The sequence below is a fragment of the Enteroscipio rubneri genome, assembly GCF_963929405.1.
Lineage (GTDB): Bacteria > Actinomycetota > Coriobacteriia > Coriobacteriales > Eggerthellaceae > Enteroscipio > Enteroscipio rubneri.
On record NZ_CAWVIN010000002.1, the window covers coordinates 568,374 to 592,317 of the forward strand.

At 62.6% G+C, this 23,944-nt stretch carries 22 protein-coding genes; 10 read left to right on the top strand and 12 right to left on the bottom strand.

Annotated features, from left to right (window positions below):
* Positions 1 to 83: 83 nt before the first annotated feature.
* The 4 genes from ABGT83_RS05860 to ABGT83_RS05875 all read right to left on the bottom strand — a co-directional run bounded on the left by ABGT83_RS05860 (position 84) and on the right by ABGT83_RS05875 (position 4,739).
* Positions 84 to 416 (bottom strand): nitrate reductase cytochrome c-type subunit, encoded by a 333-nt coding sequence (locus ABGT83_RS05860; protein WP_103264382.1) that lies wholly within the window; start codon positions 414 to 416, stop codon positions 84 to 86.
* Between the two features lie 5 nt (positions 417 to 421).
* Positions 422 to 2,986, bottom strand: coding sequence for a nitrate reductase catalytic subunit NapA (napA, locus tag ABGT83_RS05865; RefSeq protein WP_346686437.1), 2,565 nt, complete (start codon positions 2,984 to 2,986; stop codon positions 422 to 424).
* Positions 2,987 to 3,090: 104 nt separating this feature from the next.
* Positions 3,091 to 3,699: a 4Fe-4S dicluster domain-containing protein gene (locus tag ABGT83_RS05870; RefSeq protein ID WP_103264384.1), complete on the bottom strand. Its 609-nt coding sequence runs from the start codon at positions 3,697 to 3,699 to the stop codon at positions 3,091 to 3,093.
* A gap of 269 nt (positions 3,700 to 3,968) precedes the next feature.
* Positions 3,969 to 4,739: a teichoic acid transporter gene (locus ABGT83_RS05875; protein WP_346686440.1), complete on the bottom strand. Its 771-nt coding sequence runs from the start codon at positions 4,737 to 4,739 to the stop codon at positions 3,969 to 3,971.
* A gap of 443 nt (positions 4,740 to 5,182) precedes the next feature.
* On the opposite strand from ABGT83_RS05875, the gene ABGT83_RS05880 reads away from it, so the two are divergent.
* Complete coding sequence (locus tag ABGT83_RS05880; protein ID WP_346686442.1) at positions 5,183 to 6,283, top strand: TerC family protein; 1,101 nt, start codon at positions 5,183 to 5,185, stop codon at positions 6,281 to 6,283.
* A gap of 22 nt (positions 6,284 to 6,305) precedes the next feature.
* On the opposite strand, the gene ABGT83_RS05885 is transcribed toward ABGT83_RS05880, so the two are convergent.
* Positions 6,306 to 7,214, bottom strand: a complete 909-nt coding sequence (locus ABGT83_RS05885) for a diacylglycerol/lipid kinase family protein (protein WP_103264387.1) — start codon at positions 7,212 to 7,214, stop codon at positions 6,306 to 6,308.
* A gap of 72 nt (positions 7,215 to 7,286) precedes the next feature.
* Between ABGT83_RS05885 and rnd the strand changes: the two genes are divergently transcribed.
* The 5 genes from rnd (at position 7,287) to ABGT83_RS05910 (ending at position 12,500) form a co-directional block, all read left to right on the top strand.
* Entirely contained in the window at positions 7,287 to 8,435 is a 1,149-nt protein-coding gene (gene rnd, locus ABGT83_RS05890) for a ribonuclease D (protein ID WP_103264388.1), read from the top strand.
* A gap of 262 nt (positions 8,436 to 8,697) precedes the next feature.
* Positions 8,698 to 9,369 (top strand): zinc metallopeptidase, encoded by a 672-nt coding sequence (locus ABGT83_RS05895; protein WP_103264389.1) that lies wholly within the window; start codon positions 8,698 to 8,700, stop codon positions 9,367 to 9,369.
* A gap of 5 nt (positions 9,370 to 9,374) precedes the next feature.
* Positions 9,375 to 10,835 carry an exodeoxyribonuclease VII large subunit gene (gene xseA, locus ABGT83_RS05900; protein ID WP_346686444.1) on the top strand — a complete coding sequence of 487 codons (1,461 nt, stop codon included), beginning with the start codon at positions 9,375 to 9,377 and terminating at the stop codon, positions 10,833 to 10,835.
* On the top strand, positions 10,832 to 11,089 hold the full coding sequence (xseB, locus tag ABGT83_RS05905) for an exodeoxyribonuclease VII small subunit (RefSeq protein ID WP_103264390.1): 258 nt from the start codon (positions 10,832 to 10,834) through the stop codon (positions 11,087 to 11,089). Before xseA ends, xseB begins: the two co-directional genes overlap by 4 nt.
* Before the next feature lie 169 nt (positions 11,090 to 11,258).
* Positions 11,259 to 12,500 (top strand): acetate/propionate family kinase, encoded by a 1,242-nt coding sequence (locus ABGT83_RS05910; RefSeq protein WP_103264391.1) that lies wholly within the window; start codon positions 11,259 to 11,261, stop codon positions 12,498 to 12,500.
* A gap of 156 nt (positions 12,501 to 12,656) precedes the next feature.
* Here the strand turns inward: ABGT83_RS05910 and ABGT83_RS05915 are convergent, their stop codons facing one another.
* A complete protein-coding gene (locus ABGT83_RS05915) occupies positions 12,657 to 13,016 on the bottom strand; it encodes a histidine triad nucleotide-binding protein (protein ID WP_346686446.1) in 360 nt (119 codons plus the stop codon).
* A gap of 314 nt (positions 13,017 to 13,330) precedes the next feature.
* On the opposite strand from ABGT83_RS05915, the gene ABGT83_RS05920 reads away from it, so the two are divergent.
* Positions 13,331 to 13,819, top strand: coding sequence for a DUF1269 domain-containing protein (locus tag ABGT83_RS05920; protein WP_103264393.1), 489 nt, complete (start codon positions 13,331 to 13,333; stop codon positions 13,817 to 13,819).
* A gap of 151 nt (positions 13,820 to 13,970) precedes the next feature.
* On the opposite strand, the gene pta is transcribed toward ABGT83_RS05920, so the two are convergent.
* Positions 13,971 to 14,972: a phosphate acetyltransferase gene (pta, locus tag ABGT83_RS05925; RefSeq protein WP_103264394.1), complete on the bottom strand. Its 1,002-nt coding sequence runs from the start codon at positions 14,970 to 14,972 to the stop codon at positions 13,971 to 13,973.
* A 204-nt stretch (positions 14,973 to 15,176) separates the two neighbouring features.
* Here pta and glf point away from each other — a divergent pair, with 204 nt between their 5' ends.
* Together glf and ABGT83_RS05935 are read left to right on the top strand one after the other, a co-directional pair.
* Complete coding sequence (glf, locus tag ABGT83_RS05930; RefSeq protein ID WP_346686448.1) at positions 15,177 to 16,391, top strand: UDP-galactopyranose mutase; 1,215 nt, start codon at positions 15,177 to 15,179, stop codon at positions 16,389 to 16,391.
* A 4-nt stretch (positions 16,392 to 16,395) separates the two neighbouring features.
* Entirely contained in the window at positions 16,396 to 17,418 is a 1,023-nt protein-coding gene (locus tag ABGT83_RS05935) for a glycosyltransferase family 2 protein (protein ID WP_103264396.1), read from the top strand.
* A 51-nt stretch (positions 17,419 to 17,469) separates the two neighbouring features.
* On the opposite strand, the gene ABGT83_RS05940 is transcribed toward ABGT83_RS05935, so the two are convergent.
* On the bottom strand, positions 17,470 to 17,808 hold the full coding sequence (locus tag ABGT83_RS05940; RefSeq protein ID WP_103264397.1) for a transporter: 339 nt from the start codon (positions 17,806 to 17,808) through the stop codon (positions 17,470 to 17,472).
* A 133-nt stretch (positions 17,809 to 17,941) separates the two neighbouring features.
* Complete coding sequence (locus ABGT83_RS05945) at positions 17,942 to 19,648, bottom strand: OPT/YSL family transporter (protein WP_346686450.1); 1,707 nt, start codon at positions 19,646 to 19,648, stop codon at positions 17,942 to 17,944.
* A 139-nt stretch (positions 19,649 to 19,787) separates the two neighbouring features.
* On the opposite strand from ABGT83_RS05945, the gene ABGT83_RS05950 reads away from it, so the two are divergent.
* Complete coding sequence (locus tag ABGT83_RS05950) at positions 19,788 to 20,666, top strand: type III pantothenate kinase (RefSeq protein WP_103264399.1); 879 nt, start codon at positions 19,788 to 19,790, stop codon at positions 20,664 to 20,666.
* Between the two features lie 67 nt (positions 20,667 to 20,733).
* Here the strand turns inward: ABGT83_RS05950 and yfcE are convergent, their stop codons facing one another.
* The 3 genes from yfcE to ABGT83_RS05965 form a co-directional block, all read right to left on the bottom strand.
* Positions 20,734 to 21,279 carry a phosphodiesterase gene (gene yfcE, locus ABGT83_RS05955; RefSeq protein ID WP_346686452.1) on the bottom strand — a complete coding sequence of 182 codons (546 nt, stop codon included), beginning with the start codon at positions 21,277 to 21,279 and terminating at the stop codon, positions 20,734 to 20,736.
* Positions 21,280 to 21,320: 41 nt separating this feature from the next.
* A complete protein-coding gene (locus ABGT83_RS05960; protein WP_346686453.1) occupies positions 21,321 to 22,544 on the bottom strand; it encodes a deoxyguanosinetriphosphate triphosphohydrolase family protein in 1,224 nt (407 codons plus the stop codon).
* Between the two features lie 117 nt (positions 22,545 to 22,661).
* The gene (locus tag ABGT83_RS05965) at positions 22,662 to 23,828 is read right to left on the bottom strand and encodes a hypothetical protein (protein ID WP_346686455.1); all 1,167 of its coding nucleotides are present in this window, start codon (positions 23,826 to 23,828) and stop codon (positions 22,662 to 22,664) included.
* Positions 23,829 to 23,944: the final 116 nt, after the last annotated feature.

Here is a 23,944-nt window from a genome sequence, read left to right on the forward strand (position 1 = left end):
AGAGGGAAGGACCGGGAGGGTTGTGCGCCCTCCCGGTCTGCGCGTCCAAAGGCCTTCGGGCCGATGGGGCGCTCGGGCTCTCGCTATCCCTGCACGTGGCAGGTAATGCACTGCGTGCGGGTGGGTTCGAGTTCCTTCGAATTCGAACCGCCGTCCGCGTAATGGTCCTCAGGCAGCGCGACCGATCCGTTGAGCATGGGATTCGCCTGATCGTTCGCACCGTGGCAGCCATAGCATCCGTTCGCGCCGAGACTGTCGAAGCGTCCATCGTGCGTGGCGGGCATGAGCGGCGCGGCCCCTTCGGGGATGCTTGCGTTGACGTCCGCTTTTGCCGGCTCGCTGCTGCAGCCTGCCACGGCGCCCAGCCCCGCGGCCATCGTCATGACGAGGGCCGCCGTAATCAAAGACTTCTTCATCGGTTTCACCCCTCGATCTTCGCGATGGACACGCAGGTCTTCTTGTAGTCGGGTTCCTTGGACAGCGGGCAGTACGTGTCCTGCACGGCCAGGTTGATAAGTGTTTCCTCTGCGAAGAAGGGAGCGAACACCGTGCCTGCTGGCGGTTGGGTGCGCCCGGCTGTGGACACCTTAATGTCGAATTCTCCGAACCGCGATGTCACTTTGACCATGTCGCCGTCCTTCACGCCCAGTGCAGTACAGTCCTCCTGGCTCATGTTGAGCAGTGCCTCGGGCAGCGCTCGGTCAAGCTCGGGTATGCGGCGCGTCATGGTGCCGGTGTGCCAGTGCTCGAGCAAACGGCCGGTGACGAAGTAGAACGGGAACTCGCTGTCGGGCGTTTCCGCTGGCGGTTCGTAAGGGCGGAACACCACCGAGGGCTTGGATTTTGCGGATTTGTAGAAGCTGACGTCGTTCGCAAGTCCGGGGGTGCCATACTGGGCGACGCCCACCTCGTCGAAGCCGTCTTCCTGCGCCCCGTTCGAGAAGCGCCACTTCGTGGGCAGCCACGTGCCGTCGACTTCGCGCACGGGCCAGGTAAGGCCGTGGTGGGCCAGGTACTCGTCATAGGGAGCAAGCTGCTTGGCCTCCATCTTCAGCTTGCCTTCGAACGTCCCGTCGGCATTGTCGTTGATAGCCTTGGCTTTTTCGTTCATGCTCGGGTTCGAGAAGATGCGGTACTCCTCCCAGATAGCCCGGTTCGTCTCGCGATCGTCGCCCTTGAAGTCAGCGGCATCCTTGTCGTAGATGAAGCCGAAGAGGTGGTCGAAGGCGTCCTCGCCGTCGATCTGCTCGCCGTCGAGGACGCGGCGCGCCACTTCCATGATGGCCCACAGATCCCACTTGGCCTCTCCCGGAGGATCGACGGCCTTCTCGAATACAGAACTGCGACGCTCGGCGTTTCCGAACTGGCCCTCGCGCTCGACCCACAGCGCTACGGGGAACACCACATCGGCGTACTTGGTGGACATCGTCGGATACACCTCGTTCACCACGATGAACGTGTCGAAGATGCCCTGGTTGTCCTCGCCCTTGCCGAGGAAACGCGTGAGGTTGGGCATGGACTGGGCCCAGTTGTTGTGTGCCGTCCACAGAAAGTCGAGATTGCCCTTGGACATCTCGCGGAATATCTTCACCGTGTGCATGCCGGGCTTCTGAATTTCGTCAAGGTAGCCTTCCGGAAGATCCCAGATGGCTTCGGTGTAGCGGCGGTGCTGGGGGTTCTTCACCACGAGGTCGGCCGGTAGACGGTGCGAGAACGTGCCCACCTCGCGCGCCGTTCCACAAGCGGAGGGTTGTCCGGTGAGCGAGAAGGGCCCGCAACCCGGCTTGGCGATTTTGCCGGAAAGCAGGTGGATGTTGTACAGATTGTGGTTCATCCACGTGCCGCGATTGTGCTGGTTCACGCCCATCGTCCACAGCGACATGACTTTGGCATCCTTGTCCGCGAACACCTTGGCGAGTTCTTCGAGGTCCTCGACGGGCACTCCGGAGAGCTCGGAGGTGTATTCGAACGTGTAAGGCGCCAGGCGTGCCGCGAACTCGTCGAACGTGATAGGGGCGACATCGTCCACCGTCTTGCCGACATCGGAGGCGTCGTAGCCGTCGTTGGTGGCATTGCCGATGTTCTCTGTGCCTTGTTTGAACTGGAGGTGGTCGTTCACGAACGCCTCGTCGTAGAGCTTGTTTTGCACCAGGTAGTTGGCGATGCAGTTGGCGATGGCCAAATCGGTGTTGGGCTTGAAGAGCATGGTCTTGTCGGCGCTCTCGCTCGTGCGGGTTCTGATGGTGCCCAAGTCGTAATGCCTGACCCCCTCGCCGGAGAGCTTGCGGGCAGTCAGGCGCGAGTAGAGCATCGGATGTGCTTCGGCCATGTTCGCGCCCCAGGTAACGAACACGTCGGCGTTGTCGAAATCCTCGTAGCAGCCGGCGGGTTCGTCGGTTTGGAACACGTTCATGAAGCCCACGACGGCGCTGGCCATGCACAAACGCGCGTTGGGATCGATGTTGTTGGACAGCAGTCCCGCCTTCCAGAACTTTGCGGTGCAGTAGCCTTCGGTGATGGGCTGTTGGCCGCTTCCCCAGAACGCCAGGCGGTTCTTGTCGTTCTTCCATGTTTCCTTGAGCTTGGACGACACGAGTTCGAGTGCCTCGTCCCACGTCGCTTCGCGCAAACCCTCGTCGGTGCCCTTTGTGGAGCTGTCATCGCGGATGAGGGGTACGGTCAAGCGGTCTTCGCCGTACAGGATCTTCGCTAAGTAGTACCCTTTGACGCAGTTGAGGCCGCGATTCGACTGGTTGTCCGGGTCGCCCGTGACACTGATGAGCTTGTTGTCCTTCACCTCGCAGATGACGCCGCAGCCGCATCCGCAGAACCGGCAAACGGCCGTGTACTTCTGACCTTCGCCTGCCGCGCCCGCCGTTGCGTTTCCGCTTGAGCAGCCCATAAGCGACGACATCGTTCCCGCCGCTGCGGCGCTTGCCAGCGCGACGGCCGTCGCTTTGACGAATCCTCGTCTTGAGATGTCCATGACACCCCTCCTTCTGTTCCCGTCGTTCTGTTCGTCCATGGTTTCCTCGTCCTTCAACGGTTCTGAGCCGTTCTTGCAGGCCGCGATTCGCTGCGCAGCGGCCGTCAAGCCTCGCCTCCGTCCGCACGTTCGGCATCCGTTGCGATGCGGATGGGTACCTCGGGTTCGCTTACCACGCAACGCTCCACGCACAACCCGCATCCAACGCATTGCTTCTCGTCGATGACAGGGGCGAACACCGAATGGATGGCGTCGCCTTCGCGGAGGCGATAGTCGATTGCGATGGCCTTGTCGATAAGGGGGCAGACGCGATAGCACACCTCGCAGCGCATGCCCTGGAAAGCGATGCAGGCGTCCTCGTCGATGACGGCGACGCCCATGCGGACGTCGGAACGCTCGTCGATGTCGCGCAGTGCGCCGGTTGGGCATGCTGCGACGCAGGGGAAGTCCTCGCAGAGGCGGCAGGCCTGAGAACGTGCATCGACGATCGGCGTGCCCACAGCCATGCCCACGTCGCTGCCGGCGGGCCGGATGGCGAGGTAGGGGCAGGCCTGCATGCATGCGCCGCACTTGATGCAGTGCGCCGAGAAATCCGATTCTCCGTGTGCTCCGGGGGGCCGCAGCAAGAAGGTCTCGCCGCGCGTTGCGCAGTATGCGGCTTGGAGCACGACCATTGCTGCCGATGCGCCTGCTACGATGCTCGATATCCTCATGCACTCCTCCTTGTCGAAATGAATCATGCACCTGCGGGCGCTTTGCGCCTATCGGGGTATGCGCGGGGAAGGAGAAGGCAAAACCCTTCATAGGGGAAGGGTTTTATTCTATTTTTAGTTAAGAATAATATTGACGTGGAAAGAGGCGAGGCTATCTGCAGGGCGGAACGAGGAGGATCGTGCAGTGCAGGTTATCTTCGCATGAAAGCACACAAAACGCCGGACTCGCCGAGGCGTCCGGCGTTTTGCCGGTCGAGTCGTAGAGGGCTTTACGCGGTCATGCGCACGCCGACATACGTGGCGCTTTCGGGCAGTCCGGATATGCTGTAGACCTCGGAAAGCGCGATGGCCGAGACGCGCCACGAGTACGTCGTGCCGTTCACGTCGATGGATCCGGTGCGGAAGGTGTTGCCCGCCTCGTCAACAGCCGTCTCGCTCGCCGTGGATGCGTCGAAGCCCTCCGCCGCGATGGCGGCTTCGACAGCGGCATCGACGCCTCCAGATGAAAAATCGGTGTAGCGCAGGCGCATGCCCAACGCGTTCTCGCGTTCGACCGTGAACGTCCATGACCCGTTGAGCAGGCGCGCGGCGTCGGGCGCATCGAGGTTCGCGACGCCTTGCTGGTAAAGCAGGCCCGCTTCCGCCAAGCTCACATCGGAAGGCAGCTTGACGAGTTCGAAACCGGCGCCGTCCTCCGAGGGCGAGGGCTCGTAGGTGGTGAAACCTGCATCGGCGAAGGACTGCTTGATCGAGGCGTCGTCAAGCTGGATGAGTGACGGCAAGCTCGGCAGATCGTAGGTCACTTCGCGTGCGAGGTTCTCCTCAACGCTCGCCTGGGAACGCGCCGCGCTGCCCTGTATGGAATCCAGCACGTTGAACAGCAGCACGCCGCCAATGAGAGCGGCGACCGCTACAAAAACGGCCATGAGAGCCAGCTGGCGTCGGGGCATATCGAGCGGTCTGAGCAGGCCGCTGCCGTCCAGGTAGCGAATCGGTCCTTCGTTGTCGATGTATTCTTTTCTCTGTGGCTCGAATAGCATTGCGACTCCTGCTGCGGTTCTCGTTTCGTGTGGGCACGTCGTGCGTTCTGCGCATTATAGCATTGCCGGGCAGAAGCCCTTCTGCGGAATGCGCCCAGCCAAAGCCGGGCGCATTCCGATGCCCGGTGGACGACGTGGGCGCTGCAAGGGTCTATGCCCTGGCAGGTCGAGATCGCCGCGAAAGGAGACGGGGTTGTGTGCTTTGCCCGGTTCCGCATTGTGGAGCTGCTCGCCTCGTGTTAGGATACGTCTCGCCCGTGGGGGAGTAGTTGGCATGCGGCGCAGAGCGCATGCGGCACGTTCAACATCATGGCCTGAACAGCCTGGCGTGTCTGAAATAACGAGACTCACGGCGCCGCTGCACGATCGTGCAGCGGCGCCGTGAGTCTTTTTTTTATGGAGATGCCCCGGCGGTGAAGCGGACAAGACAGAAGGAGCATTCGGTGGACCTTTCGATTTTCACGACGCCTGAAGCATGGATCAGCTTGGTGACGCTTTTATTCCTCGAGATCGTGCTCGGGGTTGACAACCTCGTGTTCATCTCGATCACGACGAACCGCCTGCCGGCGGACAAGCAGCATATCGGCCGTAAGCTGGGCCTTGCCGGCGCGCTTCTCATGCGCATCCTGTTCTTGTGCTTTGCCTCGTATCTTGTGCATATGACAACGACTCTGTTCTCCGTGAATCTCGGCGCATATGAGCACGGCTTCTCGGTGCGCGATCTCGTCTTGCTTGCTGGTGGCGCGTACCTCATATACAAGGGCATCGATGAGCTGCGCGATACGCTCAAGCTCACCGAGCTCAAGGCCGAGCACTGCGAGGAGCACAAGGCGCTGCACATGATAGGCCTGCCGCAGGCCGTGGGCACCATCATGGTCATGGACCTGGTATTCTCAATCGACTCGGTCATCACGGCCGTGGGACTGGCCGACCACCTCATCATCATGATCATCGCTGTCATGCTGGCCGTGATACTCATGATGATTTTTATTGATCCTATCTCCGACTTCATCAACGGGCATCCCGAAATGAAGATGCTCGCTCTCACATTTATCGTGGCTATCGGTGCGCTTCTGGTCATGGACGCAGCCGGGTTCCACACCGGTATCGAACTGCTTCACATGCCGCTCGAAAAGCTTATTGTGTACTTCGCCATGGTGTTCTGCATCGTGCTTGAACTCATCCAGATGCGCTACAATGCGAACGTTCTCGCATGGCGCAAGGAGCGTTGGAAGAACGAGACGGCTGCGCAGATCGAAAGCGTGCGCACCGGGATGCTCGAGGAGCTGCGCCGCGACGCTGCCGAGCAGGACAAGGTCTCGAAGCAGGCCGATGGGCGAGCCGAGCGCATCACACCGGTCATCATCGGCAACAACGTGTACGTCATGATGCCTATGGACGGGGAGGACGCCGCCTCGTTCAAACAGCTCATGCTCGAATCTGCTCAAGCTACGAGTGCATTCGCCGATCCGCTTGAGATCGAAGCCGAGACCGTGGAGGATGCGGGTTCGGAACCGTCGTACGAGGTGCCCGAGAAGAAGTGAGTTGTCCGGATGGGGCCCTCCGTCACGCTCCGAAGAGCTCGTAGCCTTCCTCGGAGACGAAGAAGCGCGCGGCGCGCGGAAGGATGCGAGCCGAGAAGGGCGTCGTAAGCCGTGTGGCTTCTCCGTCGTACTGCACTTCCATGGGCGGGTCGGCTACAACGTGCACGGTGCGGGCGCGGTGCAGCTCGAGGGCTTCGGTGCGGTCGGGGAAGTCGCCGCCGCGGTCGAGCAGCCCGGCAAGCACTGCGGGGATGAGCTCGAAGGCGTTCTGGGCTTTGAGCACCACGACGTCGAATACGCCATCGCGCGGTTCGTTCTCGTGGGTGACCGTGATGTCGAACTGAATTTTCGAGAAGTTGACAAGTAAGATGCCCAGTCCTTCGCTCTCGATGGTGGTGTCGTCCAGCTCGATGGAGAAACGGGATTTCTGCGGCAGAGGGTTCGCGATGGCTGCAGAGAGGTAGGCCATTGGACCGAACAGACGCTTGGCCGGTTCGGCTCCGTGCATGATAGCGGCATCATAGCCGGCTCCGGCCATGATGCCGAACCCGAACCTTCTGCCAGCCACTTCGATCTCGCCGAGGTCGAAGTCGAGCGTTCGTCCCTCGCGAACCATCTTTGCCAGGGCGTGGGGTTCCATCGGCGAGGCGAGGTTGAGCGTTAGCAGATTTGCCGTGCCGGCGGGGAACGGAAGGATGGGGATGCCGGAATTTGCCAACAGGTAGCTGACCGTCGCCACGGTGCCGTCTCCGCCGCTTGCCACCACGGCGTCGAAGCCTTCGGCACCGGCGAGCAGAGCGCCGACGTCGGTTGTGCCGTCGGTTGAGCGCAGACACACCTCGTCGCCGTCACGGGCGAAGGATCGTACGAAGTCGTAGACGGCCCCTTCGCCGAAGCCCGATGCAAGGTTGTTGATGACGAGCAGTTTCACAGATTCCCTTTCAGTTGCTATGATGGCATGGTACAACATGGAGCGAGAGTCGCACAAGGTAAGGAACAATCGGTGTACATAGCAAACCAGGAAGATTTTGCGGCGTTCGCCGAGCGCGCCGCTCGTTCGAGCGTGCTCGCAATCGACACGGAGTTTCTGCGCGAGAAGACCTATTATGCAAAGCTGTGCCTCATCCAGCTTGCCACCGATGACGAGACGGCTATCGTGGACCCGTTCGCGGTGGACGATCTCGGCATACTCGCCCCGCTGCTCCTGAACGAGAACGTCGTGAAACTATTCCACGCCGGCAGTCAGGATCTCGAGATTCTACTGCGCGAGGTGGGCGTTCTGCCGAAGCCCATCTTTGACACGCAGACGGCGGCGGCGCTTCTGGGCCATACCCAGCAGATCGGATATGCGGCCCTCGTGCATGCCGAATGCGGGGTCACGCTCAAGAAAATCGACTCGTTTACCGACTGGTCGCGTCGGCCGCTCTCCGATTCACAGCTCGACTACGCCGCCGACGACGTCGTGTATCTGCCGCGCATGTACGAGCGCATGCGCGCAGAACTCGAGCGCAGGGGCCGGCTCGCATGGTTGGCGCGAGACTTCGAGGATATGAGCGACCCGGCGAAATACGCAGCCGACGAGCGCGGCCGCTATCGACGCCTCAAGCGCGTCTCGCAGCTGTCTCGCCGTCAGCTCTCGGCTGCGCGTGAAGTGGCGGCATGGCGGGAGCTGGAAGCCCAACGGCGAGACGTGCCGCGCAAGTGGGTGATCACCGACGAGCAGATCGTCGAGGCTTGCAAGCGCGAAGCGCGCACCATCGACGAGCTGTTCATGGTGCGCGGCATGCGCGAGCGACTGTCCACGCGCGATGCGCGTGCGGTGGTGGCGCTCATGGTTACGGCGCTCGACGCTCCGCCCGAGACCTGGCCCGAACCCGATCGGTGCGCCAAGAGCGAGCCGAACGTCGATGCGCAGCTCGATCTCATGACCGCCATCGTGCGTCTGCGCGCTAAGGAAAGCGGGGTGGCGATCCCGACCCTTGCAAGCCATGATGATCTGGCCCGCGTCGCGCGAGGCTACCGCGAGGGCGTTGACCTTTTGCGCGGTTGGCGACGCTCGCTGGTGGGCGAGGAGCTGCTCGATCTCCTCGACGGCAAGATTCGCTTGAGCCTGGACGGCGCCGAGCTGAACGTGGAGCGTCGGGAGGCGTGATCGGTTCGGCGGGCCGGGAGCTTGCGGCCGATGCGCGCCGGGCGGTGTCGTTCAAGTTTCGAGAACCGCGTCGATAGGAGGGGCCTCGCGTTGCCACCGCGATGCCGAATCGTGGCTGTTTCGTGAACGAAAGTTACGGAAGTTTGACGCTCAGGCCCGGCCTCCCGGGGGCCTGTGCGGCGCTCCAGTATAATACGGAATCGTACGTGGAATGCAGTCCGAGAGGCTGCGGAGTCTACCCCTTTGAAGGAGTGTTCGACCTATGTTCGGATTGAGCTCGGGCTACCTGCTGCTGATCCTGGTGACGTTGGCCATCGGCGGCTTCGCGACCTGGTATGTGAACTCTCAACTCAAAAAGTACAAAAGGGTGCCCATCTCCACGGGGATGACCGGCGCCGAGGCGGCGCGCCGCATGTTGCAGTACTATGGCATCTCGGGGGTGGAGGTGCGCCGTGGCGGACCCGGCCAGGACTTTTTCGATCCGCGCACGAACTCCGTTACGCTCGGGCCGGATTCCTTCGAAGGCCGATCGATCACGGCGACGGCGACTGCGTGCCACGAAGTGGGACATGCCTACCAGTACGCCCAGGGGTACGCGCCCATGAAGATTCGCGGCGCGCTCGTGCCCGTGGTGAATCTGGCCTCGAACGCCTGGATGTTCCTGCTGCTGATTGGCATCGTCATGCAGTTGACCGGCCTCATCGACCTTGCCATTATTCTCTATGCGTTCGCGGTGCTGTTCCAGATCGTCACGCTGCCGGTCGAGTTCGACGCTTCCCGCCGCGCAATGGTCTACATGCAGGCGACGGCTCTGCCTCAGGCGGAGCAAAGCGGCGCGTTCAGCGTGCTGCGCGCCTGCGCGCTCACCTACGTCGCCGCTGCTCTCACCTCCATCTTGCAGCTGCTGTGGCTCCTCGGCCAGCGTCAGGACTAGCAGGCGTGATTGCGAGGGCTTCGGAGGAAGGGGAGCGGGCGGCGGCGCTCGGCGACGCGCTCGCACGCGCGCGGGCGGCAACCTCGCGCGGCGCAGTCGTCGACGACAGGTCCGATCAGCCGCTTAGCGTGTCGGCGGCGATGGCGCTTGCAAAGGGCGCGCTCGAGGGCGTGGCCGTGCGTTTGGTGGGCGAGGTGTCCGAGGTGTCGAACAAGCCCGGGTACAAGGCCGTGTACTTCACCGTGAAGGACAAGAGCGCGGCGCTTCCCTGCATGATGTGGAACAACCGGTTCCGGGCTGCGGGAGTGCCGCTGCGCGTAGGGCAGCTTGTGGAGCTGGCCGGACAGTTCACGCTGTTCGCACCCAAGGGGCGCATGAATTTCGACGTGGTCTCGCTCAAGCTGGCGGGCGAGGGCGATCTTCGGCTCAAGGTTGCCGAGCTCGCGCGAAAGCTCGAGGCCGAAGGGCTCATGGACGCAGCCCGTAAGCGGCCGCTTCCGATTTATCCGGACGTCGTCGGACTGGTCACATCGCCGCGCGGTGCCGCCGTCCACGACGTGCTGCGCACGCTGCGCCGCCGGTTTCCGCTTGCGCGCGTGCTTTTGGCAGGCGTGGCCGTGGAGGGCGCCGCCGCGCCTGCGGGCATCATGGAGGGGATGCGTCAGGTGGTGGCAGCCGGGGCCGAAGTGGTGCTCGTCGTAAGGGGCGGCGGCTCTTTCGAGGACCTGATGACGTTTAGCGACGAGCGGCTCGCGCGTACCATCGCACGCTGCCCCGTGCCGGTGGTGACGGGCATCGGGCACGAGCCGGACACCACCATCGCCGATATGGTAGCCGACGTGCGTGCTTCGACGCCGACCGCAGCAGCCGAGGCCGTCAGCCCTGCGCGCGAGAGCCTCGAACGGCATTTTTCAGCGCGGGCGCGAACGCTTGCCGCCTGTGCCGGGCGTGCGGTCGAACGTGCGGGCGCAGACGTGCGCCGTTGCGTGACGAGACCGCTGTTCTGCGATGCACAAACGGTGTTTGCCGCCGAAGCGCAGACGCTCGATATGATGGGCGACCGCCTGTCCAGGGCGCTGCCCGCAAATCTTGAGCGCGACAGAGGGCTGGTCGTGCGTCAGCGCGAGCGGCTTGCGCGCGTCATGCCGGCGGCAGTGGAGCGCGAAGGCGCGCGAATGGCGCGCTGCCGCGAGCGTTTGGTCGCCTGCGGGGGTTCGATCGTGCCGCGGTTCTCGCAGCAGGCGGCTGTGGGCGCCGCGCGCTTGCACGACCTCTCGCCTCTCGCCGTGATCGCGCGCGGCTACGCCGTCGCGCGCACGGCTGCCGGGACCGTAGTCAAGAGCGTGGAGGATGTTACTGCGGGCGACACGGTGGACGTGTCCGTGACCGATGGCGTGCTGAATTGCCGCGTCGAGCGTACGCGGCGTGTCGATACGGAAACAGTCGAGTGGGAGGATGCCGTATGAAGGAGCAGGAGGACGCGAGTCCTATCGATGAGCTGACGTTTCGCGAGGCTATGGCCGAGTTGGATGGTATCGTGCGCGTGCTCGAGAGTAACACGCTGGAGCTGGAAGACAGCCTGCAAAGCTACGAGCGCGGCGTGGCCTTGCTCGCGTCGCTGCAAGGCCGTCTTGCCGAGGCCCAGCAGAAGGTGGACGTGCTGATGGGCGAGCTCGCGGCCGATGCCGACGACGCCTCGCGGGATGCTACGCTTTCGTAAGCTTCCTCGTCCACGGGGCCGTTGCCGGAGGAGAAAGAGGGCGTGCTAACCGGGCTTTTTCGGTGAGCGGCATGCCACTGACCGAATCAAGTGGTGGAAGCCTTTTAACGACCACAGGCCTTACCTACAATTGTCTTTCGAGCGAACGACAGGTTAAGGAGGCAGGCCGTTGAACGTACTTGTCATCAATGCGGGATCATCTTCCTTGAAGTACCAGCTGGTCAATCTGGAGCGCAAAGAACTGATCGCGAAAGGCATTTGCGAGCGCGTCGGATCGAACAGCGCCTTCCACAAGCATGGCCTCGACGAGAACGAGGTGGTTATCGATGCCAAGATGGCGGATCACGATGACGCCATCGCCCTCGTGCTGGAATCGCTCACGAGCGGATCTGCAAAAGCCATCGACTCGCTTGACGAGATCGATGCGGTGGGGCACCGCATCGTGCAGGGCGGCAAGTACTTCGATCGCTCGGTGCTCATCGATGAGGACGTCGTTGCGAAGATTGACGAACTCGCGGAACTCGCCCCCTTGCACAACAAAGCCGCGCTGATGGGCATACGCGCCTGCCAGAAGCATATGCCCAGCGTCCCCATGGTGGCCGTGTTCGACACGTCGTTTTTCCAGACGCTGCCTCCGAAGGCGTACATGTACCCCTTGCCCTACGAGTTGTACGAGAAGTACGCCATTCGCAAGTACGGTGCGCATGGCACGTCGCACCGCTACATCGCGGAGCGGGCCGCCGCCGTCCTCGACGAGCCGATCGAGGACTTGAAGCTCATCACGTGCCACCTGGGCAACGGATGCTCCATGGCGGCAATCGACCACGGTGTGGCCGTGGACACCTCGATGGGGCTGACGCCGCTCGATGGCCTCATGATGGGCACGCGCTGCGGCGCCATCGATCCGGCCATCGTGCCGTTTATCATGGAGCACGAAGGCCTTTCCACTGCCGAGGTCAACGATCTCATGAACAAAAAATCGGGCCTGCTGGGCATCTCGGGCATCTCCAACGATCTGCGCAGCGTTCGCGACGCGTCCGAAAAGGGCGACGAGCGCGCCATGCTCGCTTACGATATGTACTCGAACTCCGTGAAGAAGTATATCGGCAGTTACATAGCGGTCATGGGTGGTGTGGACGCCATCGTGCTCACGGCTGGCGTCGGCGAGAACTGCAAGAAGATGCGCCGCATGATTTTCTCGGGCCTGCAGCCGCTCGGCATTATCCTTGACGAGGAAAAGAACCGCGCTCGCGGTTTCGAGCGCGAGATTTCATCGGAGAACTCGCAGGTGAAGATCATCATCATCCCCACGAACGAAGAGTACATGATCGCACGCGACACCTATGACATCCTGCATGAGAAGGTGGGTGTCGAGGGCGGCGTCTTGGATGAGGTGCCGATGCTTGCATAGGCGGCTGGAACGGAGAAGCGCGAAGGGCGCGTTGTAAGCCTTCGAAGAAGCGCGAGCGAACGTTCGAACAACCATCGGCGGCCATACGGTCGCCGATGGTTGTTTTCGTGCTCTGTTTCCAGTTTTCGGAGCCGCTCGATGCGGCTCTTCTGCGGCTTATTCCGCCCGCTGGGAGTTCTCGAAGGTGAAGCGTCCCATCTTCACGCCTCCAAGAAGATGGATGTGGAGGTGGGATACCGTGGCCGCCGAATCCTCGCCGGTGTTGATGACGCAGCGGAAGCCGGACTCGCCGACGCCTTTGAGATCGGCCACGTTCGGCGCGACGGACAGAAGGTGGCCCAGCACGTCGGCGGGCACGTCGTCCTGAAGGTTGTCGTAGTGCTTCTTGGGAACGATCAAGGTATGCACCGGGGCTTCTGGCTCGATGTCGTCGAACGCGAAGCACACATCGTCCTCGTACACCTTTCTGGCTGGTATCTCACCGGAAATCAACTTACAGAACAAGCAGTCGCTCATGGTCCGAAACCTTTCTTCTCGCGATAGGGCGTGCCTCGGGGGCGCCTGAATATTGTACCCCGGCTCGCAGCGCTGGACGAGTCGGTTTCCGGTTTGCGCTTGCTGCGTGCTGAAAAGAGGGTCGATAGAGCCGCCTGTGCGGCGTTCGCCGCAGAAGCGGGACCGAGCATAGCGCTCTGTTGTCCCGGCGATGCGAACACCGCAGGGCGCTTACATGGCGATGCCAGGCTGATTGCGGATGCGGGTTCCAGCGCGCTCCAGATCTCCAAGACGGTAGAGTTGCGGTATCTGCGAACCATCGAAAGGAGTCCCGCATGAGTACGCTTTTAGTGCTCGGATACCCGAGCGAGGCGGAAGCAACGTCCGCCTATCAAAAGATCCTCGATCTTGACAAGAACCTTATTGTAAGCCTGCAATCGATCGCCGTCGTGGCCCGTCGCGCCGACGGCAAGTACGACGTCGTCACGCCTGGCTCGAAGGTGGGGACCTCGGCCGTTTGGGGTCTGTTCTGGGGCGCCCTGTTCGGCCTTTTGTTCTTCGTGCCGGTCTTCGGGGCTGCGCTCGGAGCCGGCATCGGGGCGCTTACCGGCGCTATCGTGAAGCGCGGCGTCGACAAGGACTTCCAGGAGCGCGTCCGCAACCTGCTTTCCTCCGATGACAGCGCTGCCGTGTTCATGGTGGTCGACGAAATGACCACCGATAAATTCGTCGACGCCATTAAGCCGTTCGGCGGCGAGGTGCTGCAGACTTCTCTCTCTGTGAAGGATGAAGAGGAGCTCAAGCACGCCCTGTTCAAGGGGTAGGTAACGGCTTTCAGCCGAATGGCTGGGCCTTCCGGCAAAACGAACGAGCGGGACTGGAACGAGGATTTCCAGTCCCGCCTTTGTTTTTCGCTTGCGGCGCCGCACCGCGCCGGCGCGGCAGCGAGCAGATCGGACCGGCTCGTCTTGGCCGCTATTCGGCTTTCATAGCCTGACACTGCACGCAGGTGATGGCGATGACGCCCACGATGTCGTCGGCCGTGCAGCCGCGCGACAGGTCGTTCACGGGCTTGGCTATGCCTTGCGTGACGGGACCGTAGGCTTCGGCATGTGCGAGGCGCTGCACGAGCTTGTAGCCGATGTTACCGGCGTCAAGGTCAGGGAACACGAGCACGTTGGCGCGGCCTGCTACAGGTGAGTCCGGCGCCTTCGAGGCGCCCACGGAGGGCACGATGGCGGCGTCGAGCTGCAACTCGCCGTCGAGGGCCATCTGCGGCGCGAGCTCCTTTGCGAGCGCGACCGCCTCGATCACCTTGTCGCGGTCGGCGTTGGCCACAGTCGAGCCATGTGTAGAATGGGAGAGCATGGCGACGGCCGGCTCGGTGCCCATGAGCGTGCTCCACGAGCGGCCGGAGTTGACGGCAATGTGCGCGAGCTTTTCGGCGTCGGGCTGGATCTCCAGTCCGCAGTCGCTGAAGAGAAACGTCCCGTTCTGTCCCAAATCGCAATTCGGGACGACCATGACGAAAAACGAGCTGACGAGCTTCACGCCCGGCGCGGTCTTGAGAATCTGCAGCGCAGCGCGCAGCACGTCGGAAGTGGCATGGCAGGCGCCGCATACCATGCCGTCGGCATGCCCGAGCTTCACCATCATGGTTCCGAAGTACAGCACGTCGTCGACGAGGCCGAGCGCTTTCTCTTCGGTCATCCCCTTGGCACGACGCAACTCGAAGAGGGCCGCGGCGAACGCCTCGCGCTCGGGGGCCGTGCGAGGATCGATGATGCGCGCGCCGTCGAGCGCGTAGCTGCTGGCCTCGATGGCGGCGGCATCGCCGAGGATGACGAGGTTCGCCACATCGTCGGCGAGGATGCGTTCGGCCGCGGCGAGCGTGCGCTCGTCATCGCCTTCCGCCAGGACGATCGTCTGGCGGTCGGCTTTGGCGCGGGCAAGCATGGAATCGAGGAATGAACTCATGGAAAGCCTTTCTCTCATCGACTGGGCGACGCTACCTGTGCATTCGCTCCTGGTTTTGTCCACTTTGTATGATAATCCACGCACCCTGTTCGCTTGCCGGTAAAATAGCTTCCGGCGCGTTTCGGCGGGCAAGAAGCCTGCTTGCTTATACGTTTGAGAGAGAGGGGCAGCTTCGAAGCTGCCGTGGACGAGGAAGGTTGCCTCATGGGAGTTCGGTACTGCGACTTCAAGGATATTGACAGGGGAGACTTCGACGCGGTGGTCGTCGGCAGCGGGTTTGCGGGCGGCGTGGTGGCGCGCGAGCTGGCCGAGCGCGGCGGCCAGCGGGTGCTCGTGATCGAGAAGCGCTCCCACATCGGCGGCAACATGTACGACGAGGCCGACGATGCCGGCATCCTCGTCCATCGCTACGGACCGCATATTTTTCACACCAACGATAAGCGTGCGTTCGACTACGTCCGACGCTTCACCGAGTGGCGCGACTACCAGCACGAGGTGCTGGCCGATTGGTACGGCACGTACCTGCCGGTGCCGTTCAACAAGAACTCGATGGAGATTGCTTTCGGCAAGGAGAAGGCGGCGCGCCTCACGGAGAAGCTCATCGAAACATTCGGCGACGAGCGCAAGGTGACCATCACCGAGCTGCGCGCCCAAGACGACCCCGAGCTGTCCGAGATCGCCGACTTCATCTACAAGAACGTGTTCCTCTACTACACGCAGAAGCAGTGGGGCCTTACGCCCGAGGAGGTCGACCCCTCCGTCACGGCACGCGTGCCCGTGTTTGTGTCACGCGACAATCGCTACTTCCAGGATGCATACCAGGGCATGCCGGCCGAGGGCTATACGCCGCTGTTCGAGCGCATGCTCGATCACGAGAACATCCAGGTGTGCCTGGACACCGAAGCTGAGAACGTGTTCGAGCTGGAGTTCGAGAGCAGCGACGAGAGCGCCCCGCTGTCCGCGATCCTCATCAAGGGCGCGCCGTTCGAGGGCCCCATCGTCTACACCGGTCCGCTCGACGAGCTGTTTCTGTCGCGCTTCGGCCGTCTGCCGTACCGCAGCTTGGACTTCGTGTACGAGACGCACGACGCCGAGCACATGCTGCCCTGCGGCACGGTGAACTTCACCGTGACCGAGGACTACACGCGCATCACCGAATTCAAGTACCTCACGGGCCAGAAGAGCGACAAGACCACCATCATGAAGGAGTACAGCCGCTCCTACGACGATCCGAAGCGGCAGATCCCGTACTACGCCATCGTCGGCGATGAGAACGCCGCTCACTACGAGCGCTATCGCGAGCTTACGAAGTCGCTGCCGAACTTCCACCCGCTCGGACGCTTGGCCGAGTACCGGTATTACAACATGGACGTCATCATCGGGCGAGCGCTCGCGCTTGCCGACGAGCTGGTGGGGTAGGATCGTGAAGACCATCTCGTTCGCGGTGCCCTGCTACAATTCGGCTGCATATATGGATGCATGCATCGAATCGCTTTTGAAATGCGGCGACGATATCGAAATCATCATCGTCGATGACGGGTCGACGAAGGACGACACCCCGGCCAAGGCGGACGAATGGGCGCAGCGGCATCCGGGCATCGTCAAGACCGTGCACCAGGAAAACGGCGGCCACGGCGAAGCGGTGAACACGGGTCTTGCGAATGCGACCGGTTTGTACTTCAAAGTGGTCGACTCTGACGACTGGCTCGACGAGGTCGCCATGCGCGACATCATGGCGTATCTGCGCCGCCAGGCGGAGCTGCCCGCCCCCACTGACCTTGTCATCGGCAACTACGTGTACGAAAAGGTGTCGGAAGGCTCGCGCACCGTCATGCACTACCGCAACGTGTTCCCCGAGGGCCGCGAGTTCGGCTGGGACGAGGTGGGGCACTTCGGTCAGAGCCAGTACCTGCTCATGCACTCGGTGATCTACCGCGCCGAGCTTCTGCGCGAAATCGGTCTCCAGCTGCCGAAGCACACGTTCTACGTGGACAACCTCTTCGTGTACGTGCCGCTGCCGCACGTGAGGACCATCTACTATCGCGATGTGGACATGTACCGCTACTTCATCGGCCGCGAAGACCAAAGCGTGAACGAAAGCGTCATGAAGGGCCGCATCGACCAGCAGCTGCGCGTGACGCGCCTCATGATCGATGCGGTGCGCCTGCCCGACGCAGTTCCCGAAAAGCGCCTCGAGCGCTACATGGAGAACTACCTGTCCATGATGATGTGCATCTGCTCCATCTTCCTGCGCATGATCGACACCGACGAAGCCGAGGACAAGCGCGAGGGCATTTGGGACTATCTCAAGGAGAAGAACCCCGAGGTGTACCGGCGCATTCGCCGCAGCGTGTTGAACATGGGCACGAACCTGCCCACCGGACTCGGCCGCAAGATAGGCATCACCGGCTACCGCATGGCCCAGAAGATTTTCAAGTTCAATTAGCAGGAAGGCGGCCCGCGGGCCGCCTTCCCCCATCCCCGGGGGAGCGCGGCGCTACTTCCGGCGGACGAACTCGTAAAAGGCGAAGATGATAGAGACGACGGTGAGCACGCACACGATGAGCTCCGCCATGTTGTTCGCGTAGTCGGTCTGGTCGGGGTAGAGCGCGCCGACGACGAGGAAGCCGGTGCACCAGATGAGTCCGAGGGCAAGGATCGTGCCGGTGATGAACCGCATGGCTACGGAGCCGGCCTTCCAGAGCCGTTGATAGCCGACTATCGTCTTTTCCGAATAGGATCGCGTGCGATTCAGCCGATACTTCATTCCGCCGGCAGCGACGCCGAGGACGGTGCCGGCGGACAAAGCCGCGCAAAGAGTAATGATCACATGCATGGACGGGAACTCCGCTCACTGTAGGCTCGGGACGAGCGCGGCGCGCTCGTCCCGGCATGGTATCACGAATCACCCCAGCTCCGTGAGCCGTATCGCAGGCGGGGCGTATCTTCGGGGCTGTTCGGCAGCTCGTCTACGCTCCGAGGCCCGTGGCCACGGCTGCGAAGGCCACAAGCACGCCGATGATGGATTCACCGCCCAAAAGGCCGCTCGACACGACGAGTCCTGTTTCGTTCTGCTCCTTCTCGCGCGACGCGCGCTCTTCAGGTGCGAGCTTTGCGCGCCGGCGTTTGCATACGGCGTCGTAGACGACCTTTGCCATGGCGCCCAGAAATGCGGTGAGGGACATATAGAACGGCAGATAGATGCCCAACCCCAACATCATCGCAGGGAAACCGACCAGGTAGAGCAGAAATCCGCCAGCAAGCCCGATAGCGAACGCGGGAACCGAGGGAATGCCCGACACCATGGTGGCCACGACTGACGCTTGCGCCGACACGAACGAGGCGGTGGGGCCGAACGCCTCGGGGCCGTATGCGCCCAAAAGCACGGCCATGACGGCGACGGCCACGAAGGCGCCGAGCACCGCGCCGACTGCTTGGCCGATCCACTGGGCCTTCGGCGAGGTGCCCAGGACATGGCCTGCGTGGAAGTCGTTCATAACATCGCCGGCCAAACCGCACGCCACGGCCACGATGCCGGCCACAAAGAACAACTGCACCTGCGGCAGATCGGAGACGGCCGCCACTGCGAGAAGCACGATAAGGCCGAATATTTCCATGGGGTCTATACCCGTCTGTCCGACGCTTTGAGCGCTCATGGCCGTGGCTACCCAGGCCAGCAGCACCACGATGAGGGACGGCAGGGGGCCGAGGCCCAGACCGAAGCAGATGACGAGAGCGACGGCAGCTACGGCGCAGGCAGCGATGCCGGCGCTCACGCGCAAGCGACGGAGCTTCGAGCCGCCCTCTGCGGGCGCGTCATCGTCGACTGCCCGCAGTGAGACGGAGCCCTTCGTGTCGCGCAGCATGCGGATGGCCTTCGGCAGGATGTTCTTGAAGATGACGCCCAGTCCTGCACCCATCATGACGCCCATGCCGAGGCTTGAGACGATGCCCTGACCGCTTGCCACATCCCATAGCCCCGCAGCCGAACCGCCCACGATGATGCCGAAATTGCCCAGCAGCGCACCGGCGAACCACACCGTCACCGCGCCCGTTCCTACGAGGAAGCCTACCGCGAGCAGCATCGGCGAGTTGTAGATGCCGAACATGACGCCGGGAATGGAAACGTTGCCAAGCAGCATCGCGGGAATGGCGCCGAACCAATCGCGCAGCGCGGTGTACGCGCCGGCCAGGCCCATCGATCCGAACAGCTTCCAACCCGTCTTGCCGCCGGCGTCGCCTGCGATGAGCGTTTGAGCAGCCGCTTCGCCGATGGGGTACTCAAGCTCCGCGTCCTCGATGAAGTGGCGGCGCAGCAGCACCGTGCACACCAGGCCGAGCACCACGCCCGCCAGAGCGACGAGCAGCATTTCGAAGATACTTGTCGCATCGGCGAAGCCGAGCATCCAGATGCCGGGTATGGTGAAGGCAAGTCCGCCTGCCACCATGGCGCCGGCCGACATGACAGTATGGGTGACGTTCGCCTCGTTGAGGCTGGCGCGTCCGCGGCTGATCGCTTTGAGGAAGAACAGCGATATGATGGCCGCGAACACGATGGGCCAAGGAAGCGCCCCCATCTTGAGGGCCGTGTACACCGACGCCGCGGTGATGATGATGCAACCGACGCAGCCGATAAGCAGACCGCGCAGCGTCAGCTGCCCTTTGACAGAATCCATTTTCGAGCTCCTTCTCGCATATCCGCTTCCCCTTGTCTCGGGAAGTCGGGTTACTGAACGGGCGCATACAGTATAATCATCCGCAGGTGCCGGCACAACGGCAATTTCGAAAAAGGACGCGCGACGGAAGGCGGTGGCGATGGGCGGCATACGGAAGGCGGTGGCCGACGCGGATTGCCCGGAGGCCGTGGTGGAGGCAAAGCGGCCTCGGCGGACGGCCGATGGTCCCGTGCTCGCCGTGGACGTGGGCAACTCGGTGACGAACCTGGGCCTGTTCGAGGGCGGGGAGCTGGCTGCGACATGGACTGCGACTACCTCCGAACTCCTCACGACCGATGAGGCCTGGGCGATTGCAGCGTCCTTTCTGCGCCTTGTCGAGGACGGAGCGCTGTCCGAGATCGGCGGGGCGGTGCGTCTGCGCGATGGCATCGTCGCCTCGGTCGTACCTGATCTTACCGACTCATGGGTAACTGCGATCAGCCGGATGAGCGGGCGCAGGCCCCTTGTCGTGGGTCCCGGCTTGAAAACCGGCCTAAAAATGCGCTACAACGACCCTGGTCAGCTGGGCGCCGACCGCATCGCCGACCTCGTGGCCGCCAAGGGTTCTTATGCGCATCCTCTGATCGTGGTCGATTTCGGCACGACGACTAATTTCGAGGTCGTCGATCCCGAAGGCGCGTTCATCGGAGGCGCTATCGCGCCCGGCTTAAAGCTGTGCGCGAAGGCCCTTGCCGACGCCGCCGCGCGTCTTCCCGTGGTGGAGCTCATCGCCCCAGCCTCCATGGTGGGGAAGAACACACGCGAAGCAATGCAGGCAGGCATCGTCATGGGTGAGATCGCCCGCATCGACGGCCTTATTGACCTGATGTGGGGCGAACTGGGGTACGAGACCGACGTGGTGGCGACGGGATCCGATGCCGACATGCTCGCGGCGCTCTCGAAGCGCATCCGCAGGGTGGACGAGCATCTCACTTTGCGAGGTCTTGCTTTGCTGCATGCCATGAACCGCCGTGATTGACTATGTGCGCGAAGCCGCTGCGAGCGAGCGTTCGCCGAGTTGCGTGACGGTATCCGCGTCCGCGTGGTTACCAGCCGGCTTCGCGCAGGGTCACGCCGTCGAGCGACTTGAGGGCGAACGCGCCATGATCGTACACGGCGTAGCTCGCTGAGCCATCCTTCGGTATGGATGTGCTGCCCGGGTTGACGAAAAGCACGCCGTTGCGACGATCGAGCGACTTCACATGGGTATGGCCGGTCAGAAGCGCGCTGCCGGGTGCGAGCGCGGGCGGTTCGTCGGGTGCGAAGCGCGGCACGTGGCCGTGCGAGAGGAGCAGTTCGTGGTCGTCGATTTCCATGAGGGCGTAGTCGGCCATGCAGGGAAAGGCGAGCACCATCTGATCCACTTCGGCATCGCAGTTGCCGCGTACGGCCACGATGCGATCCGCCCATTCGTTCAGGATCGGTACGACCTCCTTGGGAGCGTATCCATCGGGCAGGTCGTTGCGGGGGCCATGGTAGAGCAGATCGCCTAAAAGCACGATGCGGTCGGGTGTCTCCGCCTCGACGCGCGTTGCGAGTGCGCGCACGGCCGATGCCGATCCGTGCAGATCGGATGCAATAACAAGCTTCACGGTGCTCCTTCCTCGAGTCGGGCTTCAGGTGGGCGCGAATGCTACAGGTCGGCGCAGTAGCCGCTGGCGATGATGTGCTTGTCGCTTCGTGGGAACAGGTGCGCGTAGAGGGCCATGAAGTAGCTGTCGGTCATGGAGGCCAAGTAATCGACGACGATCTGATTCGCTTCGGTGCGCAGATACCCTTCGGGTGTCACGCTGCGCGACTTCGCGCATAGGCTCGCCACGTGGTGCCTGAATACCGGCGAGGCTTCGTCGCCCGTTTCCAGATCGCGCAGCAGCCGGTCGTAGAGTTCTTCGAACATCTCTTCCACGATGTTGCCCGCGCCGCACACCATGCCTTCTCGTTCGTAGATGAACTCGTAGTTCTGGCGCTTGGCGCGCTTGAGATCGGCGAACGCCTCTTCGCTCATAGCGATGCGATCGGTTCCATAGGAGTTGTTGACGATGTCGACGGTCAGGTTGTTGATGATGCGCGCGTTGTCGCGGCCGATGTAGTCGCTTTCGAACGCGTCAAGCGAGTCCAGCACGCCCATATCGAGCGCATCGGTACGATCCTTGCCCACGTAGGCGATCATGTCGGAGACGCGTACGACACAGCCCTCCAGCGTGGAGGGGCGCAGCTCCTTGATGGCATGCTCGTCGGCCGCGCAGGCTTCCACGAGCGCGTCAAGCTGCTCGAAGGCGGCCGTATCGCCGGTGCGCAGCACCTGTCGGGCGAACTCGCCGTTATGGCACAGCACGCCATCGAGCGTTTGCAAGCTCACGTTGCGACGGTACAGTCGATCGAGCACGCGCACGGAATGCACGTTGTGGTTGAAATAACGTCCCGTTCGCTCATGGTAGCACTTGCTCAGGAAACGCTCGCCGGCGTGGCCGAACGGCGTATGGCCCACGTCATGGCCGAGGGCGATGGCCTCGATGAGCTCGCAGTTGAGACCCAGAAGCGAGCCGATGCCGCGTGCGACGCGGCTCACGAGCTGCACATGCAGGCCCCGTCGGCAGATGTCGTCGTTCTCAACGAAGGAGAACACCTGGGTTTTGCCAGCGTATCGGTTGTAGGCCGGCACGTTCAGGATCTTCTCGATATCGCGCGCGAACGCAGGCCGAGCGAGCGTCGCATCGTCGTGGGGATTGGGCTCGCGCCGCACGACGTCCGCATCGTCGAAAGCGTGCGGATTCGCGCGCCCCGAGGTCCGATCGGCGCGGATGGCTGCTTCGATCTCGGGGTCGAGCGTGCGGTACGGGATGGGTGCGTGTTCCATGCGGCGCCTCTTTCGTTGCGATCGAGGACATTGTAGCGCACGGCGGCTCCCGTTGGGACGCTAGAGCATGAGAGCGCCCGAAGAGCCGGTTGCGGGCGTTCGGGAGGCCTGCTCCACTCAATACCGATACAATGCTGCGATGCCGCTATCGCCAGGGACGTTTTCGGGGGGAAGCTCGTAAACCTCGGCGTCCTGCGCGAGCGCGGCTCGCACGAAGCCGTCGGCCAGCTCGGGTCCCTGGAAGCGGCCGTGTGGCTCGCGCTCGAACAGGTACACCTCGCCGGTCTTGTCATTGAAACCGCCAGGAATATAGGCCCCTTCGGCCAAGAACAGCGCCCGTACCTTACGCTCGACCAACGCGAGTCCGATTGTCTCGAGGTCGGTCGTTGCGCGGTTGTGCGCCTCTGCGTCGCCGAACCCGTTCAGCAGTCTGCCTGCTCGTGCGGCGCGTTCGCGCTCGAGCACGCCCTTCGCTGCATCCAACAGCTCGGGCGCCTCGAGTCCGCCAATGTCCTTCTCAATGCCTTCGTCGAGCAAATGAGGGATCGTTGAGATGCGGCGGAACGCGGTTTGATGCTCGGGCAAGCTTACGAGGATCACGGGCAGATCGGTTCCTCGCACAAGATGGTCGGTCACCACTTCATTCACATGCTGGAAGAACTTGCCCGCCTCCTCCTTGCGTACTTCCTTGCGCGACTTGTAGCCGTGGTAGGGCGGCAGATGGTTCTCAAGCGATGAGTAGTCCAGCGCTCCTTCATGGCCGTCGTACACGAGCGGGAACTCTTCGCTGAACTCATCGAGCACATCGGCGGGAAGTTCCACGCGGTCGAGTGAGCCGAAGTCGCCGCGCACGAAAGCGAAGCGGTCGGCCGACAGTCCAAGAAGGAAGTAGCGCGAACCGAACTGTAATTCGCGCAGCAAGGGGCGCGTGTAGAATCGTTCGCCCACGAATACGAGCGGACCTGCAGCGTAGTCCATTCGGTACAGGTAGACTTGGTCGTTGCTAGCGAGCACGGCAAGGCTTCCGCCGGACGCGCCGCCTGCAAGGTCTTCGAGGTGCATGGCGACCTCGTCGAGACGCCCATCGAGGTTGGCGTGCTCGCGATGCTCGTACTCCTGGGCGAGTTTACTGCGCACCTCTTCCACGAGGTTCTTGAACTGGACGCGATCCTCCTCGGCGCCGGCGCGGCCGTGTAGGGGCAGGTAGATCGATGCAAGCGGGGGATTCGCATGCTCGAAGAGGGCCGAGTCGAAATTCGCAAGTGTCGAAATGCCGTCTTCCATTGTAGTAACCTCCGTGTCGGGTGCCGTGCGCGTCGAGAAGCCGCGCCGTGTTCGCAGGCTTCCAGCATACCAGCGGACTCGGATGCGAGCGCACCCGCAGCCTTCTTGTCAGCGCG

Excerpts from the sequence above, each read along its gene's own strand:
- ABGT83_RS05950 (WP_103264399.1), top strand. The coding sequence starts at position 19,788 with ATGGGCGGCATACGGAAGGCGGTGGCCGACGCGGATTGCCCGGAGGCC.
- ABGT83_RS05915 (WP_346686446.1), bottom strand. The coding sequence starts at position 13,016 with ATGAGCGACTGCTTGTTCTGTAAGTTGATTTCCGGTGAGATACCAGCC.
- ABGT83_RS05870 (WP_103264384.1), bottom strand. The coding sequence starts at position 3,699 with ATGAGGATATCGAGCATCGTAGCAGGCGCATCGGCAGCAATGGTCGTG.
- napA (WP_346686437.1), bottom strand. The coding sequence starts at position 2,986 with ATGGACATCTCAAGACGAGGATTCGTCAAAGCGACGGCCGTCGCGCTG.
- ABGT83_RS05895 (WP_103264389.1), top strand. The coding sequence starts at position 8,698 with ATGTTCGGATTGAGCTCGGGCTACCTGCTGCTGATCCTGGTGACGTTG.
- ABGT83_RS05875 (WP_346686440.1), bottom strand. The coding sequence starts at position 4,739 with ATGCTATTCGAGCCACAGAGAAAAGAATACATCGACAACGAAGGACCG.
- ABGT83_RS05965 (WP_346686455.1), bottom strand. The coding sequence starts at position 23,828 with ATGGAAGACGGCATTTCGACACTTGCGAATTTCGACTCGGCCCTCTTC.
- ABGT83_RS05860 (WP_103264382.1), bottom strand. The coding sequence starts at position 416 with ATGAAGAAGTCTTTGATTACGGCGGCCCTCGTCATGACGATGGCCGCG.
- ABGT83_RS05940 (WP_103264397.1), bottom strand. The coding sequence starts at position 17,808 with ATGCATGTGATCATTACTCTTTGCGCGGCTTTGTCCGCCGGCACCGTC.
- pta (WP_103264394.1), bottom strand. The coding sequence starts at position 14,972 with ATGAGTTCATTCCTCGATTCCATGCTTGCCCGCGCCAAAGCCGACCGC.
- ABGT83_RS05920 (WP_103264393.1), top strand. The coding sequence starts at position 13,331 with ATGAGTACGCTTTTAGTGCTCGGATACCCGAGCGAGGCGGAAGCAACG.
- ABGT83_RS05945 (WP_346686450.1), bottom strand. The coding sequence starts at position 19,648 with ATGGATTCTGTCAAAGGGCAGCTGACGCTGCGCGGTCTGCTTATCGGC.
- ABGT83_RS05960 (WP_346686453.1), bottom strand. The coding sequence starts at position 22,544 with ATGGAACACGCACCCATCCCGTACCGCACGCTCGACCCCGAGATCGAA.
- glf (WP_346686448.1), top strand. The coding sequence starts at position 15,177 with ATGGGAGTTCGGTACTGCGACTTCAAGGATATTGACAGGGGAGACTTC.
- xseB (WP_103264390.1), top strand. The coding sequence starts at position 10,832 with ATGAAGGAGCAGGAGGACGCGAGTCCTATCGATGAGCTGACGTTTCGC.